We start from the raw sequence: 17022 nt of genomic DNA on the forward strand, positions 1-17022 counted from the left end.
CTGGCAAAGGCAAGGTCGGCTGAGTTGGAGGACGTTGCCAATGCCGAAGGTGATTTTCGATACGGACCCGGGCGTGGATGACGCGATGGCACTGCTATTCCTGCAGCGCCACCCGGATATCGAACTCGTGGGCATCACGACGGTGTTTGGAAACGCAGCGGTCGAGCAGACGACGCGAAACGCCCTCTTCCTGAAGAGGGCTTTCAAGATCGATGCCCCCGTCGTCCGGGGCGCAGGTGTTACCTTCGACCGAGATCGGCCGCCTCGGCCGTGGCCGACGATCGTTCATGGCGAGAACGGTTTGGGCGATATCGACATCCCGAATGAAGCTGACCTGCCGATCGGGGAAGAAGAGGAAGCAGCTCAATTCATTATCGACACCGTCCGCCAGAACCCTGGCGAGATTTCGATCGTTGCCGTAGGCAGGATGACGAACCTTGCCAACGCGCTGGCCAGAGCCCCCGATATCGCGGGTCTTGTGAAGGACGTCGTTGTCATGGGTGGCAGCTTCTACGTACCAGGGAACGTTACGCCCGCGGCCGAGGCTAACATCGCTGGTGACCCGGAGGCTGCCGACCTAGTGATGACAGCGCCGTGGAAATTGACCGTCATCGGCCTCGATGTCACCGGCAAGACCGTTATGACTAGGACGACATTGAAGCAATTGGCGGACAGGGGTGGCCCCGAAGTCTCGCTTCTGAACGAACTCTCGCAGAGCTATATCGACTTCTATGATCACCTCATCGCCGACGCGATGCTCGTCCACGACACATGCGCCTGCGTCTACCTGATCCGACCGGATCTCTTTGACACGGTAACGGGCCAAATCCGGGTTTCATGCGGCGGACTGACGGACGGACAGACTGTGCTCAAACCCTCTCATCGCCGGTTTCCGCCGGGAGCCTGGGATGATTTCCCCGCGCAGACAGTGGCTGTGAACGTCGCCGCGGACAAGGTCATGGCGCTCGTCCACGACATCCTAGTCCGGAGATGAATCTGGATCGAAAACTGTCACCAAAATCATAGTAGGTATGACCTCTCGATGGGTCTCAAAACGGCGGTCCACGCGCCTGCCGGTGGGCCAAGCTCGCCCGGAGCGGCTTACTCCATGCTCCCATTTGGAAGTTTCATTGGCTCCTGCCAAGAAACCATTCCGCCGCGTATTTTCTGAGTAGAAAGCTCGCCAGATGTTGACGCTTCAGCATCGCGCGTTCGAGAAGCTTCGTTGAGCTTCTCGAACTGTTCCATGCATCATTCGATTATCGAAGCGACGAGTCTGACTCTGTTAAAAGACACAGCAAAAACTCTCACCAAGTCCAGGCGGGTGTTCTAGCGGGTAGCTTTCTGACCGCGTTTTGATGCTTTAATGTTCTCAGCGCGTTTCTTACCCAGACCCATTTTCTTGGCGAGTGACGACCGAGCCGCGGCGTAAGCAGGCGCAACCATGGGATAATCGGCCGGAAGTCCCCATTTTGCTCGATATTCGTCGGGGGTCAGGTTGTAATGCGTTCCAATATGTCGCTTCAGCGACTTGAACTTCTTTCCATCTTCCAGGCAGATCAAATAGTCATCCGTCACCGACTTTTTGACCGAAATCGCGGGCTTCGGGGCCTCCACGGCAGGAGTAGCAGTCTCTTTGCCCAGTTTGCTGAGCGACGCATGAATTTCAGCAATCAAGTCAGGTAGCGAAGTTGCCGGAATGGCATTGTTGGAAATGTAAGCTGACACGACGTCAGAAGTCAGCCGTACCAGCGCATCATCGTCTGCAGTAGACACTATTCTCTCCATTATTTCGCCCCCCATCCGGGTTTAGCGAACTCATCCAGCAATGCAACAAGCTTTCGCCGCCGTTGGTTCCAATTGGAACAATTGGGGATACAAGGAAATATTTCAGTGACAGCCACCAAACTCGTCGTTCCTGTTTCTGTTTCCCTCGACAGGCACGGCGCGCCGGTTTTGGCGCGCTTGTGCCCGCTGGATTTCGATCCCCTGCGGCCCGCCGACCTTGAGGACGAGATCGATATCATTGGCTGGCTGGTACGACACCCGTTTGCGACATTCTGGTGGCGAGTTTCTGGAATAATCTGTTCGACGAAGGCATCTGCGATGGCGACCTGATCGCAGCCGCTCATGATGGCAGGAAACGTGTCGGCCGCATGGCCGTTGTCGACGGAGCGGTGACGGTCAAGAAGGTGGCAAGCAACAGGCAACGTCAGCCGAGCTGAAGTTCGATCTATGGCCGACTGATAGATCGTATTATATGATATTGCAAGTATCTGGAGCTGCGAAAAGCCAGCTTCACCACGACTGCGCGGGGCGGCAATGGGTGCCGCTCTGCGTCAGGGGCCGACCTGCTTGAAATCAACTGTGACGCTCGCCATAAAGGCGCGGGTGGTCTGCGCTTTGATGCCGAAGCTCACTCTTCGTCAGTCGCAGCGGGATCCTGGCTGACATTGTCCAACAGACGGCGCAGCAGTTCGAAAAGTTGCTTGCGTTCGCTCGCGTCGAAGCCTGCGAGCATGTCGATACCATGCCGTTCCGCATCCGGAGCAATCTTCCAATAGGTGTCTCGACCGTGTTGGGTAAGGAAAACCTCAACGATCCGATTGTCGCGCTCTGCGACGCGCCGCTCGACCAAGCCGTTGCGCTCCATCTGGTCGATCACACGGCTGACCGCCGGCTGGGCGATCAGGGTCATGCGCACCAGATCAGTCATGGTTCGGCCATCGCCGTTCATCAGCACCATCAGCACGCGCCAGCGTTGAACGGTGACGCCATGCGGCCGCATCCGGTCAAGCAGGCGGTTGTTCAAATGGCTGGTGATCAGATGGAACAGGTACGGCGGATAGTGGTCAAGGACGAGCGGAGAGCGGCTTGCCGGCTTCGATTTATCCTTGGATCTTGCCACGACCTTGTTGCCTTGTTGTATCGGGTCGCGATTTGTTACCGAGCCAGGGCTTGTCATGCAAGCCTGCGTCGCAGTCGATGCAGGCCCTCGGCTGTGAAGATGACGCCTTGGCTAGTCGTTTCCATCGTCTCGTGGAGCAAACGCACTATACCGCGATCCGGCTTGGAGCGCGACGCCGTCGCCTCAATGACCGTGGCCTTGATCTGAATTTCCTGCCCACCATACAGGGGCTTCAACCAGCGAACCTTGTCGATGCCGGGCGAAGGCATGACTGCTTCGTCCCACAGATGCAGGTCGAAAAACAGACGAAAGCTCAGCGAAAGCGTATGCAGCCCTGATGCCATAATGCCGGGATAGCCGACCGTCTTGGCCGCCTCGTCATCAGAATGGAAGGGGTTAGGGTCGAACGCCTTTGCGAAATCCAGGATGTCGTCACGGCTGACCAGATGGCTGCCGGAGCGAAATTCCTGTCCCACCCAAACGTCATCAAAGAACAAGGACATTTTTCTGGTCTCCCCTCCCGGTGCGCATCAAGTTACATGAAATGTCATATAATACCTGGCATTTCAATGACCGCTTCCGGAAGTGCGCAATCGTTGACAGCCCGGGCATGCCAAAATATGATAAATCATATAATCTCATAAGGAGGAGGGGACAATGGCGGAGCGCTCATTTGCGCGGGAGGTCGACGACCTCAAGCTGGGTGAAGGGGAGATATTCAGAGGAGAGGGCATCCTCGCCATCACCAAGGCGCTGCTGCAATCGGGCGTCGGCTATGTCGGCGGCTATCAGGGCTCGCCCATTTCGCATCTGATGGATGTGCTGGCCGACGCCAAGGGCGTGCTGGACGATCTGGGCGTTCATTTCGAATCTTCCGCATCGGAGGCGGCTGCGGCGGCGATGCTCTCGGCGTCTGTCATGTATCCGATCCGTGGCGCGGTGACCTGGAAGTCGACCGCCGGCACGAACGTCGCCTCGGACGCGCTGACGAACCTTGCTTCGGGCGGCGTAATGGGCGGCTCGCTCATCATCCTTGGAGAGGACTTTGGCGAGGGGTCTTCCATTCCGCAAGAGCGCAGCCATGGGTTCGCGATGAAATCGCAAATGTGGCTGCTCGATCCGCGCCCCAACCTCACAAGTATGGTGAAGGCGGTCGAGGACGGCTTCGAACTTTCCGAGGCCTCCAATACCCCCGTCATGCTGCAGATCCGTATCCGCGCCTGCCACGTTCACGGCGAGTTCGTCGCCAAGGACAACAAGCGCCCGGCCTTCCCGCTCAAGAAAGCGCTCGAAAACCCGCGTCGCGACGTCAACCGTGTGGTACTTCCGCCCGCCTCGTTGTTCCACGACAAGGAAAAACTGGAGCAGCGTTGGCCGAAAGCGGTCGAATTCATCAGCTCGCGCGGTTTGAACGAGCATTTCGGGCCGACGGATGGCGATGTCGGCATCATTCTGCAGGGCGGCATGTACAACGGCGTCATGCGGTCGCTGCAGCTGCTGGGCCTTGCCGACGTCTATGGCAATTCGCTGGTGCCGCTCTACGTCCTCAACGTCACCTACCCGCTCGTCGATGACGAGGTGGCCGACTTCTGCCTTGGCAAGAAGGCGGTGATCATGATCGAGGAGGGGCATCCGGAATATCTGGAACAGTCCCTCAACACGATCCTGCGCCGCCGCGACATCGCAACCAAGGTGCATGGCAAGGATTTTCTGTCACAGGGCGGCGATTACACCACCACCCTCATGGTCGACGGGCTGAGGTCCTTAATGAGGACCCATGCGCCCCGGCTGCTGGGCAACGAGCCACCCACGCCCGATCCCAAGCCCGTTCTGGAAAACGCCAAGGTGAAGGCGCTGACCGAGGTCGTGCCGCCGCGCCCGGCAGGTTTCTGCACCGGCTGTCCGGAACGGCCGATCTTCGCCGGCATGAAGCTGATGGAGAAGGAGCTCGGACAGCACCATGTGTCCGGCGACATCGGCTGCCACATCTTTTCCGTCCTGCCGCCCTTCAACATCGGCGGCAACACCATGGGCTACGGCCTATCCGGAGCGGGCACCTCGGCCTTCAACGTCAAGGCCGACAAGCGGCCGATCGCGGTCATGGGCGATGGCGGATTCTGGCACAATGGCCTGGTGACCAGCGTCGGCAATGCCGTGTTCAACAAGCATGACGGCGTCATCCTGATCGTCGATAACCACTATTCGGCGGCGACCGGCGGCCAGGATATTTTGTCGTCGCGCGCGCAGAACCCGACGCGTTCGACCAACAACACCATCGCCGAGGCGGTCAAGGGCGTCGGCGTCAAGTGGCTCAGGCAGATCGACCGCACCTATGACGTGGCCAAGGTGCGCGACACGCTGAAGGAAGCGCTGACCACGCCGGAGGAAGGCCCCAAGGTCATCATCGCCTCGTCCGAATGCATGCTGAACAAGCAGCGCCGGGTGAAACCGCAGTTCAACCAGGCGGTCAAGGGCGGCAAAAGGATGGTGCGCGAACGCTTCGGCGTCGACGAGGACGTCTGCACCGGCGATCACGCCTGCATCCGGCTGTCTGGCTGCCCTTCGCTTTCGGTCAAGCACACCGACGATCCCTTGAAGGACGATCCCGTCGCCGCCATCGACAATAGCTGCGTGGGCTGCGGCAACTGCGGCGAGGTGTCTGAGGCGGCGGTACTCTGCCCATCCTTCTATCGCGCCGACATCATCCATAACCCGACCCGGCTGGACCGTGTCGCGGCCAAGCTGAGGGGGCTGTTCATCGGCTTCCTGCAGCGCCGCCGCGCCAGCCGTCAAATCGCTTTCGCAGCTTAACGGTGGTCAGCATGTTGCAGAAATCTTCGGATCTGACAGCCCGGCTCGCAACTGAAAAGCCGATCACGGTAGCCATCCTCGCCATGGGCGGGCAAGGCGGCGGCGTCCTCTCGGACTGGATCGTCGACCTGGCCGAGGCCCAGGGCTGGGTCGCGCAGTCGACCTCGGTTCCCGGCGTCGCACAGCGAACCGGTGCCACGATCTACTATATCGAGATGCTGCCGGCGAAGGATGGCAAGTTGCCGATCCTCTCGCTCATGCCGACGCCCGGCGATGTCGATGTTGTGCTCGCGGCAGAGTTCATGGAAGCCGGACGGGCCATGCTACGCGGGCTGGTCACGCCGGAGCGCACCACCCTCATTGCATCGAGCCACCGCTCTTATGCCGTGACCGAAAAGGAAAAGCCGGGCGACGGCACCGGCGATCCCGCGGTCGTGGTCGAAGCAACTGGGGTGTCGGCCAAGCGCGCAATTATGTTCGACATGCAGTCGCTAGCCGAGGCCAATGGAAGCGTGGTTTCCTCCGCCATGTTCGGCGCGCTGGCATCTGCAGAGGTGCTGCCGTTTTCACGCAACGCCTTCGAGGCCGCGATCCGCGCCGGCGGCAAGGGTGTAGAGGCAAGCCTGCGCGCCTTTGGGGCGGCCTATGACAAGGCCCGCGCGCCGGCCGACAAGGCCCCGAACCAGCAACTGCCGGCGAAATTGCTGCCGCCGCTGCCTGGTTCGGACCCTCATCCTGGTCTCAACCGCCTGCTGGATCGGATACGCGCTGGACACCCCCAGTCCGTTCAGCCCATGCTCTTTGCCGGCGTGAAGCGATTGGTGGATTATCAGGACATTGCCTACGCCAATGAGTATCTGGACAGGGTTGAAACCGCCTATCTGCGCGATGCTGCTTGTAGCGGTGCGAACAAGGAATTCGCCTTCACCGCCGAAGTCGCCAAATACCTTGCCGTGGCGATGGCCTATGACGACGTCATACGCGTCGCTGACCTGAAAACGCGCGCGAGCCGTTTCGAGCGCGTTCGCAAGGAGGTCGGCGTCAAGTCTGACCAGATCGTCTACACGACCGAATACATGCATCCGCGCATGGAAGAGGTGGCCGGTACCTTGCCGGCATCGCTTGGCCGCTGGCTCGAAGAAAGCCCGCGCCTGTTCAAAGCCCTCGACAAGATGATCAACAAGGGGCGTCGTGTCCGCACTGGCACCGTTGGCTGGTTTTTGATGCTGAACTCGCTGGCTGGCGTGAAGCGCTTTCGGCGCCGTACGCTGCGCCATGCCCGCGAGATCGAACACATCGAAAGATGGCTCGATCTGGCCAGCAAGGTCATCGCTACCGACTACGATCTGGCGGTCGAGGTCGTTTCGTGCCGGCGCCTGGTGAAGGGCTATTCCGACACGCATGCTCGCGGCCATTCCAAGTTCGACAGGGTCATCAGCCAGGTGCCTCGGTTGCAGGGTCGCCCCGATGGCGCGGCGTGGCTCAGCCGTCTGCGCCGGGCGGCTTTGCTCGATGAGGAAGGCAAGGCGCTCGACGGCGCTCTTCAGACCATCGACAGCATCTACAGCGACAAGACTGCGGCGTAAAAGCTGCGTAGAAGCGGGGAAATAAAGAGCGAGCCGGACCGCCGGCTCGCGTCCGTCCGATGCGGCGAAGTCCGAAGTCTGCCGAGCGCCGGCTGCATATTCTTAAATGCAGTTTTTTGAGCGCAGTCACGGGACCGCAAAGAGTGCTTCGCAAAAAGGAGGGAGCGGCGCGGGCCCCCTTATTTTTCCAGCCAGCCCGGCATCGGATCGGGCAATGGAATCGCGTCAAGTAGGGCGCGCGTATAGTCGGAGCGCGGCGCTTCGAACACGCTGCTGCACGGGCCTTCCTCGGCGATCTTTCCGCCCTGCAGGACCATGACGCGGTCGCAGATGGCACGGATGACCGACAGGTCATGGCTGATGAAGGCGGCCGCCAGTCCCATCTCGCGGCTAAGCTCGCCGATTAGCGATAGAACCTGCGCTTGCGTCGAGACATCGAGACCGGACACCACCTCGTCGGCCAGCACGAAATCCGGCCGCATCACTACGGCGCGCGCGATGCCGACGCGCTGGCGCTGACCGCCGGAAAGTTCGTGCGGGTTCCTGTCGAGGCTGGCAAGCGGCAGGCCGACGCGCTCGATGACCTTCGACGCCTGGCGCTCGGCGTCGCGCCGGTCCGTCGCGAGGCGATGGAGGAGGAGCGGACCGGTCAGAATCTGGCGGATCGTATGGCGCGGATTGAGCGACGACATCGGATCCTGGAAGATCATCTGCATGCGCCTCCGCAGCGGGCGCAACGCGTTCTCGCCGAGATGTGTGATGTCCATACCGTCGAAGGTTATTGTCCCGTTTGTGACATCGACGAGACGCAACAGCGCCCGTCCCAGCGTCGTCTTGCCCGATCCGGATTCGCCGACGATGCCGAGCGTCTCGCCCTTAGCGATAGTCAGGTCGATGCCGTGGAGTACTTTGATGTTACGTGCGGCGCCATACGCGACCTCAATGTTGGTCGCCGAAAGCAAGGTGTCAGTCATGGCGAGCCCCGCTGTGGTCATACGATGCCAGCTCCTGGCGCAAGCCGGCGAACACGCTCTCCGGTACCGGTGCAAGCGCCCGGTCGGGCCGGTCGTAGCGCGGGCCCGCGGTAAGAAGCGCCTGCATGTAGGGATGGCGCGGGCGCTCCATTATCTCGGCGGTCGCTCCAGCTTCTACAACCATGCCGCCATAAAGCAGGGTCACGCGATCACAAATCTGGGCGACGACGCCGAGGTCGTGGGTGACGAAGATTACGCTCGTGCCATGCTTGGCCTGCATGGCGCGGATCAGGCGCAGGATCTGTTTCTGCACAGTAACATCGAGCGCAGTGGTCGGCTCATCGGCGACAACTAGCTTGGGATCCATGGCGAAGGCGGCCGCGATCAGCACACGCTGGCGCATGCCGCCCGACAGCTCGTGTGGGTAGGCGCGCATGACCCTTTCCGGGTCGCGAATATGCACTTCCTCCAGCAACTCGAGGCCACGTCGTCGTGCGTCGGTGGAAGACATGCCGCGCTTCAGCCGGAGCCCATCGGTGAGCTGGCTTTCGATCCGCCGTCCGGGGTTGAGCGCGGTCATCGGGTCCTGCGGGATCAGCGTGATCTCGGAGCCGGTGATTTTCCGCAACTCGTGGGACGAGAGACTGAGCAGGTCGCGTCCGGAAAAGACGGCCGAGCCCTTGGTGATGCGCACCGTTCGCGGCAGCATGCCGAGCACGGCCTTGGAGATGGTGGATTTTCCCGCGCCGCTTTCGCCGACGAGCCCGATGACTTCACCAGCCGCAAGGTCGAGCGAAACACCGCGCAAGATCGGCGCGCCGCCGTCGCGATCACTGACCGCCGACAGGTTCCTGATGGACAGCAAGCTCATCGGCGCATCACCGGATCGATCGCCCGGCGCAATCCGTCACCAAGCTGGTTGAAGGCGAGCACCGTGGCAAAGAGCATGAAGAGGGGAAAGGCCAGGACCCACCAGCCGTGGTGGATGATCTGGCGGCCCTGGGCGATCATGCCGCCCCAGGTTGGAATGTCCGAGGCGACGGACAGGCCGACAAAAGACAGGATCGCTTCGACGATCACCGCAATGCCCATCTCCAGACTTACCAGCGCGATGAGAACGGGAGCGACATTGGGCAGGATCTCGCGCATCAGGATCGTGAAGCGCGAGAAGCCGATGGTGCGCGCCGCCGTAACATAGTCCATACTCGCCTGGGCCATGGTCTCGGCCCGCACGACCCGGCAGAAGCGGGTCCAGTCGATGATGACGATGGCGGCGATCACCGAATGGACGCCGGAGCCCAGAATGGCGACGAGCAGGATTGATAGCAGCACCGGCGGAAAGGCCATCCAGATGTCCACCAGACGGGACACGACGGCATCTACCCAGCCGCCATACCAGCCAGCGAGAAGGCCGAGCATGGCGCCGACGAGGGCGGCCAGGCTTGCTGCCACGAAGGCCACCGTGAGCGCGACGCGGCTGCCATAGATGAGTCGCGAAAGCACGTCACGGCCGAGGTCGTCGGTGCCGAGATAGTAGCCGGGCTCCGCGCCAGGGAAGCCCGCCGGTGGCAGAGTGCCCAGCATCAGGTCCTGCTCCAGCGGATCCTTTGGCGCGACCCAGGGCGCAAATATCGCAAGCACGACCAGCAGAAGGATGAAGCCTCCGCCGAAAAGCACTTTCGGGTTGGCGAAGAGATTTGCCAAGCGACGACGCCGCGCCGCCGTTTGGATGATGACCGCGTCAGCCATGACGCAGCCGCGGATTGAGCGCGACCACAGCGAGGTCGACGAGGATGTTGATCACAATGAACATGAGCCCGAATACCAGGACCAGCCCCTGGATTAGTGGCAGGTCGCGATTGATGACAGCGTCGATCGCCATGTTGCCCACGCCAGGGTAGGAGAAGATGCGTTCGACGATGACCGTGCCGCCGATCAGGAAGGTGAACTGCACGCCGGTGAGCGCCAAAGTGGGGCCGACCGCGTTGCGCAACGCCTCCTGTAGGATCAGCCGCAACTCGGACATGCCTTTCAGCCGGGCGAGCAGCACGTAGTCCTGCACCATCGCCTCGGACAATGCCTGCTTGAGCACGCGGGCTATCACCGCTGCGAGCGGCAGGGCGAGCGCAAGCGTCGGCATCACCATATGGGATGCAACCTCGAGGAACTTGTCGAAGCGAAGCGTGGCTATGCTTTCCACGAGGTAGAAGCGCGTGACGAAATCGTCGGCCGACTGCGGATTGACCCGGCCGGAAAGAGGAAGGACCGGATAGAAGACGCCAAGCACAAGGACTAGCGCCAGCGCCCAGACGAAGTCTGGTATCGCCAGCAACAACCCGTTGGCTGCATCTACGACGCTTTCACCGCGAGTACGGCGCAGCATCGTGCCGATGATCGCCACCCCGCCGCCGATCAGGATCGCGACCAGCAGCGCGAGCGTTGCCAATTCGAGCGTCGCGGGTAGTCTTTCCGCGAGCAGGTCAAGGACATCGCGGCGGATGGAAATCGACGTGCCGAAATCTCCGGCAAGGATGCCCTTCAGCCAAAGCATGAACTGCACGGGTATGCTTTCGTCCAGGCCGTAGCGTGCACGCAGGGCGGCGATGTCGGCCGGGGTTGCCCCCGGCGCGATCATCATTGCAACCGGATCGCCCGGCGCGACACGCAACAGCACGAAGACGATGACTCCGACACCGAACAAGGTCGTTGCCGCGATGCCGACGCGTTTAGTCAATCTGGCTAGAAACATTGGCTACACTGACCTTTCGCCGGCCAACGCTTATTGTCATGCTTTCTCGACGTGAACCGGTTGAAGGGCGCCGGACTGGTCCGGCGTGACCTTCAGGTCAGACTTGAAGACGACCGGCTGCACATACTGCAGAAGCGGAATGACATAGCCGTTCTCGGCGATGTATTTCGAAACCGCCTTCCAGCCGGCGATGCGCTTTTCCTCGTCCTTCTCGCCCCACAGCGGCCCAATGATCTTGTCCAGATCCTCGGTCTTCCATGCCGAGTGCGGCGAAGGTCCGAACATGGCAAAGCCCGTCGACGTGGTCGGGTCGATGATGGCGTTGCCCCAGTTGTAGAAGGCCGCCGGCGCAAGCTGGTGGGCTGCGCGCAATTCGAAGTGCTTGGCGATTTCGTAGACTTCGATATTGGCTTCGATGCCGACCTTGCGCCACATGCCGACGATCGCCTGGATCATCTCGTAGTCTTTCGGCTTGAGGCCGCGCGTGGTCTGGATCGTGAACTTTGCCGGCTTGTCGGTCGAATAGCCACTTGCCGCCAACAGTTCCTTTGCCTTTTGCGGGTCGTATCCGACGGTGATCGAAGGATCGAAGGCGGCGTAATTCGGCGCTTCCAGCGTATCGATCGGCACGCCGTAGCCGCGCAGCAGGCGGTCCACGATTGCCTTCTTGTCGATTGCGTGATGGGCAGCGAGCCTCACGTTCTTGTCGAGCATGACGTCGACATTGGTGATGAAGATCATGCCGATGTCGGTGATCGGCGTGGCAATGCCGGCCAGGCCCTGCACCGACTTCAGGCGGTCGAACTCCTCATAGGGAATATCCAGCGTGACATCGGACGAGCCGCTTTCGATCTCGGCGACGCGGCTGGTCGCGTCGGGAACGAACTTGAACACGACCGTCTCAAAGGGCGGCTTGCCGCCGAAATAGTTCGGATTGGCCTTGAGGCGCAGGAAGGAATTGCCTTCGTAGGCGTCGACCATATAGGGGCCGGTGCCGATCGGCTTCTTCTCAAAGCCTTCCGCTCCGACCTTCTCGTAGTGGGCCTTCGGCAGCACGTAGCCGGTCAGATAGGCCATCCACATGAAGTAGGTCGGCTCGTAGCGCAGCACGTCGCCGGTGATCTTGTTGCCGTCGATCTTGTAGTTGCCGGCGGTCGACCAGATGAACTGGATCGGGTTTCCGGTCTCCTGCTTGGCGGCGCGTTCGAGCGACCAGACGATGTCCTCGGCCGTGAGCGGCGTGCCGTCGTGCCAGGTGACGCCTTCGCGAACTGTCATCCAGACCTTGGTCTTGTCCTCGTTCCAGCCCCACTCGGTGAGCAGGCCAGGCTTGAAGGCCAAATCGGGTCCCTGGTCGACAAAGTGGTCGAAGACCGTCCGATAGATCGCCTGGATCGCCGGATTGACGGCATTGGGACCGACCGTAGGATCGAACGAGGGCAGGTTCACGTTGAAAGCGATGGTAAGCGTGTCGCTGGTTGCGGCAGCCGAAATACCCCGGCCGGCGAGCAGCGCAGCCAGGAAGGTGCCGGCGCCAAGCGCCAGCGCATCGCGCCTGTTAAGCGTCGTCATGTCTATCTCCAATGTTCCCCTTTGCGTCGGTGCCTTCGCCGACGCACCCGCCGGCTATGTGCCGATCTGGTGATGCTGGAGGTTAAGATGGTTTCTGCGGCTTTGCCAAGCGAAATTATATGTAAACGGATATTTTTTTATTGCGTGGTGCCCCTGCCGCCCCTCGGTCAGTCGCGAGGTTCGGGCTCCGCGTCCTTGGGCTGGGCAGCGACGGCGAACCGTCCCGGCCGTCTGCGATGGGTGGCCGCGTTACGCGCCGCCTGGGCGTAAATGCCGGTCATCAACTCGAGCGTCCGCCCCGCATCCTCCAGGCGCTGCGCCAGTTCGGGCACGTGGCGCACCGCATCGATCAGCAAAGCCGACCGCACCTCGGCATACCGGTCGGTGACGTCCTTTCCCAGAGGAGTAACCTCATAGGTCACGCCCGCACGTCCGCTGCCGTTGCGCTCGACCAGTCCGCTTTTGATCAACTTCCGCAGGCTGTACTGAATGTTCGGAATGTCCTCGCGATTGGTCATGTATGCGAGGTCATGGATGCTCTTGGGCCGGTCGTTCATCCTGATGATGTGGAGCAGGGCGTTCTCCGGGCCGCTTCCCGCGAAATCTATGACGGAGGACAGGCACTCGGTCTGCCATCGCCCGAAAGCCTCGAAGGTGCGCATCAAGGCGTATTCGAGTTCTACGACATCGATCTCCAGCGGTGTGTGCGCCAGGTGCCAGGTGCGATCGAATGTGTCCGACGGACCTTTGTTCTTGCTGCTTCGCGCCATGTGAATCTCCCTGAGGAAGAATGCAGCAGGGCACCACTTGCGTCCACATAAAACATCAAATAGATTTTCTATTATAAATTTCATCGTAAGGAGGAGCACGATGTCATTATCCCACAACCGTATGTTCAATTCCGATACGTTCCTGCTTGGGACTTTCGCGACCAACTGCTCGAGCGGGCTGACGGTTTCGAAACTGCCGGAGCGTTGGAACAATTCCTGGGCCAACAATTTGCGCCTGGCGCAGATGCTCGATGACGCCGGCATCGATTTCATGCTGCCTATCGCTCGCTGGGTCGGGTATGGCGGCGAGACCAACTTCCATGGCGGCGTTCTCGAGACGATGACCTGGGCGGCAGGCTTGCTTGCCAAGACGCGCGACATCTCAATCTTTGCGACCATCCACACCACCGCCAACCACCCGGTGGTGGTGGCAAAGCAGCTCGCCACGATCGACCAGATCGGCAATGGCCGGATCGGTCTCAACATCGTCGCAGGCTGGAACAAGCCTGAATATGAGGCGCTGGGGCTGACGCTGCCCGACGACCATGAGACACGCTACGGCTACGCGCAGGAATGGTTCGACATCGTCAAGGCGCTTTGGACCCGTACCGAAGCCTTCGACTGGGACGGTACCTATTTCAAGCTGAAGAACGTTTTAGGCGATCCGCGACCGTCGCGGCAGGTGCCGATCCTCAACGCCGCGGGTTCCGGCGAAGGCCGCGCCTTTGCAGTGCGCAACGCCGATTTCCTGTTCACGCCGGCGATCGACCTTTCGCGCTCCAAGGAGGAGGTCGAAGCGTTGAAGCAGCAGGGCAGGGACGCCGGCCGCGATGTCAACGTGCTGACCTTCTCCCATGTCGTCTGCCGTCCGACCGAAAAGGAAGCCAAGGAGTTCCTGGAGCACACCGGCAAGAACAATACCGACTGGCCGGCAGTCGACAATCTCGTGCGGCTCCTGTTCAGCCATGCGCAGTCTTTCCCGCATGATTTGCTTGCGCTCATTCGCGACCGCATGGCAGCCGGCCATGGCGGCTTCCCGCTCACCGGCACGCCCGAGCAGGTGGCGGATGGCATCACCGCGCTGCATGAGGCGGGGTTCCGCGGAACGACGCTTTCCTTCTTCGATTACGCTGAAGAGTTCCCCTATTTCCGCGACAATGTCCTGCCGATCCTCGAGGCGCGCGGCATTCGTCCCGCGCATCGCCCGGCCGAAGCAGCTGCATAAAGGCGACTGGAGGAACGTCATGTCACATGGGTTTACCTCTCACGACATGTCCAGCGAGCAGGGTGTGGCGGCATTTCGTGCCGCCATGCGCCTGATCGTCGGCAATGTCAGCCTCATCACCGCCGGCGTCGGAGCGGACCGCTCCGGTCTCGTGGTCATCTCGATGGTGTCGCTGTCGGCACATCCGCCCAAGGTGATCGCCTGCGTCAATCGCTCGTCCTCGACCTGGCCGATCATCGAGCGTTTTGGCCATTTCGGTGTGAACTCGCTCGGGCCGGACCACCAGTCATTGGCGGAACGCTTCTCCGGCTTCGGCGGCATCAAGGGCGCCGATCGCTACCAGGGTGCAGATTGGACGACCATGGTCACCGGCGCCTCGCTGCTCAAGGACGCCGTCGCCGTGTTCGACTGCAAGCTCGATGAAATGATCGACCGCGGTTCGCATTCGATCGTCATCGGTTCGGTCGCGGCCGTCGGCACCAAAGATGAGGGCGGTGCTTTGACCTATTGGCGCGGCGGCTATCGGCCGCTTCATGCCGCGGCCTGAGACCGATATGCGGTGCGGTTCTGGCCGCACCGCCGTTTCAGGACGGCTGGCACCGTCACTTCCCTCCCAGCTTGCGGCCAAGCATGAAACCTGAGCCGGCACCCGTGCCGGCTCCTGGCCAGGTAGCCGCTCCGCATAGATAGAGCTTTTCGACCGGCGTCTTGTAGCGCGACCAGCCAGGAACGGGCCTGAACAGGAAGTTCTGGTCCAGCCGGTGGCTGCCGGACAGATTATCGCCGCCAATAAGGTTGGGGTTTTCATGCTCCAGGTCGCGTGGCGTGAATACCGAGCGTTCCAGAATTCGGGAACGTATGCCCGGCGCGTAGCCATCGAGAAGGTCCAGCGCCCGCTCGGCATAGGCTTCCTTGGCATCATCCCATGAAAGCGCAGTTATCGTGCCGGCTGCATCGCCGAGGATATCGGCCGGCAGCACGCGCACTTGAACCCACAGGACATGCTTGCCGCCCGGCGCGCGCGACGGGTCGACTGCCGTCGGCTGGCCGACGACGAGCACCGGCTCGCGCGGCAGGAGGCCTGCCGCGGCCTCCGCATAGGTTCGCGCCATCAGGCCCATGTCGGGCGCGAGATGCACATAGGCAAAGCGATGGAGTTCGGGACCAGCCTTCCAGTCCGGCAGGCTGTCGAGCGCAAGGTGGATCATCATTGTTCCCGGGCCGGCGCGGAAGCCTGCCACTCGCTTGTCGAATGCCGCCCGTGCCGGATCACTTGGAAGCAGCTTGCCGAAGACCAGCTTTGGATGCGCATTGGCAATCACTGCACGGCTGGCCTTCAGCGTCCTGCCGTCGGCAAGTCTCACGCCGGTGGCGCGGGTGCCGTCCGTTTCGATTGCGTCGACGGCAGTGCCCAGCAGAATCTCGCCGCCCTTGGCCTTCAGCAGGCTCGTCATCGCTCGGATGATTGTATCCGCGCCGCCCTTGCCGATGACCATGCCGAAGGCCTGGCTGGCCATCGATTCCAGATAAGGAAAGAGTGCTCCGCCCGCAGTATCGGGTGCGAAGTCGAGATGCAGTCCCCAGGCCGCCATCATCGCTTTCAACTTGTCGTTCTCGAAATGCGCGTCGAGGAAATCGCGCGGAGTGGACAGAAGCATGCGTCCCATATCGAAGAGCCCGCCCGTGCCCATGGCGCGCCAGGCTTTCCATGCCGTCTTGGCGGTCTGCAGCGAGGGCATCTCGGCGCCGAGCAGGCCAAACAGGTGCGGCGCCTGCGTGTCGAAGCCGGCCACCATCTGCCGCCATGCCTCCGCGTCTCGCGGAGAAATCTTTGCGATCCGCGAGGCCGTTTCTTCGAGCGAAGCGCTGACACCCAGCCAGCTACCATCCGGAAATGCCGAGGCGAAAGCATTTGGTGCCGGCACCAGCTCCAGGCCGTGTGCTGTGAGTTCGTGCTTGTAGGCCGCAAAGAAAGCTGAGCCGGCGAACATCGACAGGTTCATGGCGCAAAGGTCGTGGCGGAAGCCCGGCAAGGTTACCTCGCGGGTCTTGACTGCTCCGCCCGGCTCTGTCGCCTGCTCGACCACCGCGACCTTCCAGCCGCGTGTGGCCAGATGAATGGCCGCCGCCAGGCCATTGTGACCTGCACCTATCACTACTGCGTCATGCATTGGCTATCCCCCCGACTCAATTCGTCCACGTAGCAATACATGCTAATGCATAGATCGTGTCTTGTGTTGGCGCCTTTTTGGACTCGCCGTCGTCTTCCAAAATCAGGTCGAGAGTAATGCAGTGCCATTCCCTGCAGCCCTACACCCATGCTGCAGTTTCCATAGGCGAGGTGGCTATTCGCTTATGCCGGCAGTCGCTTGGCGATGATGCTGCGTCGGGCGCGCGATTTTTGCACCATAAAGAAGTCTTATGTTG

Annotated in this window: 17 protein-coding genes; 6 read left to right on the forward strand and 11 right to left on the reverse strand. The window is 61.2% G+C overall.

The window, feature by feature from the left end; all coding sequences use genetic code 11:
- The first annotated feature begins 40 nt into the window (after positions 1-40).
- Positions 41-994, forward strand: coding sequence for a nucleoside hydrolase (locus tag M2281_RS12295; RefSeq protein ID WP_280821440.1), 954 nt, complete (start codon positions 41-43; stop codon positions 992-994).
- 107 nt (positions 995-1101) lie between these two features.
- On the opposite strand, the gene M2281_RS12300 is transcribed toward M2281_RS12295, so the two are convergent.
- Positions 1102-1248 (reverse strand): hypothetical protein, encoded by a 147-nt coding sequence (locus M2281_RS12300; protein WP_280821441.1) that lies wholly within the window; start codon positions 1246-1248, stop codon positions 1102-1104.
- Positions 1249-1329: 81 nt separating this feature from the next.
- Complete coding sequence (locus tag M2281_RS12305) at positions 1330-1788, reverse strand: MucR family transcriptional regulator (protein ID WP_280821442.1); 459 nt, start codon at positions 1786-1788, stop codon at positions 1330-1332.
- Positions 1789-1893: 105 nt separating this feature from the next.
- Here M2281_RS12305 and M2281_RS12310 point away from each other — a divergent pair, with 105 nt between their 5' ends.
- Positions 1894-2118: a hypothetical protein gene (locus tag M2281_RS12310; protein WP_280821443.1), complete on the forward strand. Its 225-nt coding sequence runs from the start codon at positions 1894-1896 to the stop codon at positions 2116-2118.
- A gap of 298 nt (positions 2119-2416) precedes the next feature.
- Here the strand turns inward: M2281_RS12310 and M2281_RS12315 are convergent, their stop codons facing one another.
- The gene (locus M2281_RS12315) at positions 2417-2908 is read right to left on the reverse strand and encodes a MarR family winged helix-turn-helix transcriptional regulator (RefSeq protein ID WP_280821444.1); all 492 of its coding nucleotides are present in this window, start codon (positions 2906-2908) and stop codon (positions 2417-2419) included.
- Positions 2909-2961: 53 nt separating this feature from the next.
- The gene (locus M2281_RS12320; RefSeq protein WP_280821445.1) at positions 2962-3411 is read right to left on the reverse strand and encodes a MaoC/PaaZ C-terminal domain-containing protein; all 450 of its coding nucleotides are present in this window, start codon (positions 3409-3411) and stop codon (positions 2962-2964) included.
- 154 nt (positions 3412-3565) lie between these two features.
- Here M2281_RS12320 and M2281_RS12325 point away from each other — a divergent pair, with 154 nt between their 5' ends.
- Complete coding sequence (locus M2281_RS12325) at positions 3566-5719, forward strand: indolepyruvate ferredoxin oxidoreductase subunit alpha (protein WP_280821446.1); 2154 nt, start codon at positions 3566-3568, stop codon at positions 5717-5719.
- Between the two features lie 11 nt (positions 5720-5730).
- Positions 5731-7305, forward strand: a complete 1575-nt coding sequence (locus tag M2281_RS12330) for an indolepyruvate oxidoreductase subunit beta family protein (protein ID WP_280821447.1) — start codon at positions 5731-5733, stop codon at positions 7303-7305.
- A 179-nt stretch (positions 7306-7484) separates the two neighbouring features.
- Here the strand turns inward: M2281_RS12330 and M2281_RS12335 are convergent, their stop codons facing one another.
- From M2281_RS12335 to M2281_RS12360, 6 genes are all read right to left on the reverse strand, one after another.
- Positions 7485-8279: an ABC transporter ATP-binding protein gene (locus tag M2281_RS12335; RefSeq protein WP_280821854.1), complete on the reverse strand. Its 795-nt coding sequence runs from the start codon at positions 8277-8279 to the stop codon at positions 7485-7487.
- Complete coding sequence (locus tag M2281_RS12340) at positions 8272-9150, reverse strand: ABC transporter ATP-binding protein (RefSeq protein WP_280821448.1); 879 nt, start codon at positions 9148-9150, stop codon at positions 8272-8274. Before M2281_RS12340 ends, M2281_RS12335 begins: the two co-directional genes overlap by 8 nt.
- Positions 9147-10028, reverse strand: a complete 882-nt coding sequence (locus tag M2281_RS12345; protein WP_280821449.1) for an ABC transporter permease — start codon at positions 10026-10028, stop codon at positions 9147-9149. The genes M2281_RS12340 and M2281_RS12345 overlap by 4 nt, the downstream gene beginning before the upstream one ends.
- Positions 10021-11028, reverse strand: coding sequence for an ABC transporter permease (locus M2281_RS12350; RefSeq protein ID WP_280821450.1), 1008 nt, complete (start codon positions 11026-11028; stop codon positions 10021-10023). Before M2281_RS12350 ends, M2281_RS12345 begins: the two co-directional genes overlap by 8 nt.
- A gap of 36 nt (positions 11029-11064) precedes the next feature.
- Positions 11065-12600, reverse strand: a complete 1536-nt coding sequence (locus M2281_RS12355) for an ABC transporter substrate-binding protein (protein ID WP_280821451.1) — start codon at positions 12598-12600, stop codon at positions 11065-11067.
- Positions 12601-12767: 167 nt separating this feature from the next.
- Positions 12768-13370 (reverse strand): winged helix DNA-binding protein, encoded by a 603-nt coding sequence (locus M2281_RS12360; protein ID WP_280821452.1) that lies wholly within the window; start codon positions 13368-13370, stop codon positions 12768-12770.
- 100 nt (positions 13371-13470) lie between these two features.
- On the opposite strand from M2281_RS12360, the gene M2281_RS12365 reads away from it, so the two are divergent.
- Both M2281_RS12365 and M2281_RS12370 read left to right on the forward strand, forming a co-directional pair.
- Positions 13471-14595: an LLM class flavin-dependent oxidoreductase gene (locus M2281_RS12365; protein ID WP_280821453.1), complete on the forward strand. Its 1125-nt coding sequence runs from the start codon at positions 13471-13473 to the stop codon at positions 14593-14595.
- A 19-nt stretch (positions 14596-14614) separates the two neighbouring features.
- Positions 14615-15142 (forward strand): flavin reductase family protein, encoded by a 528-nt coding sequence (locus M2281_RS12370; protein ID WP_280821454.1) that lies wholly within the window; start codon positions 14615-14617, stop codon positions 15140-15142.
- 55 nt (positions 15143-15197) lie between these two features.
- Here M2281_RS12370 and M2281_RS12375 read toward each other — a convergent pair whose 3' ends face one another.
- A complete protein-coding gene (locus M2281_RS12375) occupies positions 15198-16766 on the reverse strand; it encodes a phytoene desaturase family protein (protein ID WP_280821455.1) in 1569 nt (522 codons plus the stop codon).
- Positions 16767-17022: the final 256 nt, after the last annotated feature.

Source organism: Pseudaminobacter soli (ex Li et al. 2025) (assembly GCF_029892515.1).
Classification (GTDB): Bacteria; Pseudomonadota; Alphaproteobacteria; order Rhizobiales; family Rhizobiaceae; genus Pseudaminobacter; species Pseudaminobacter soli_A.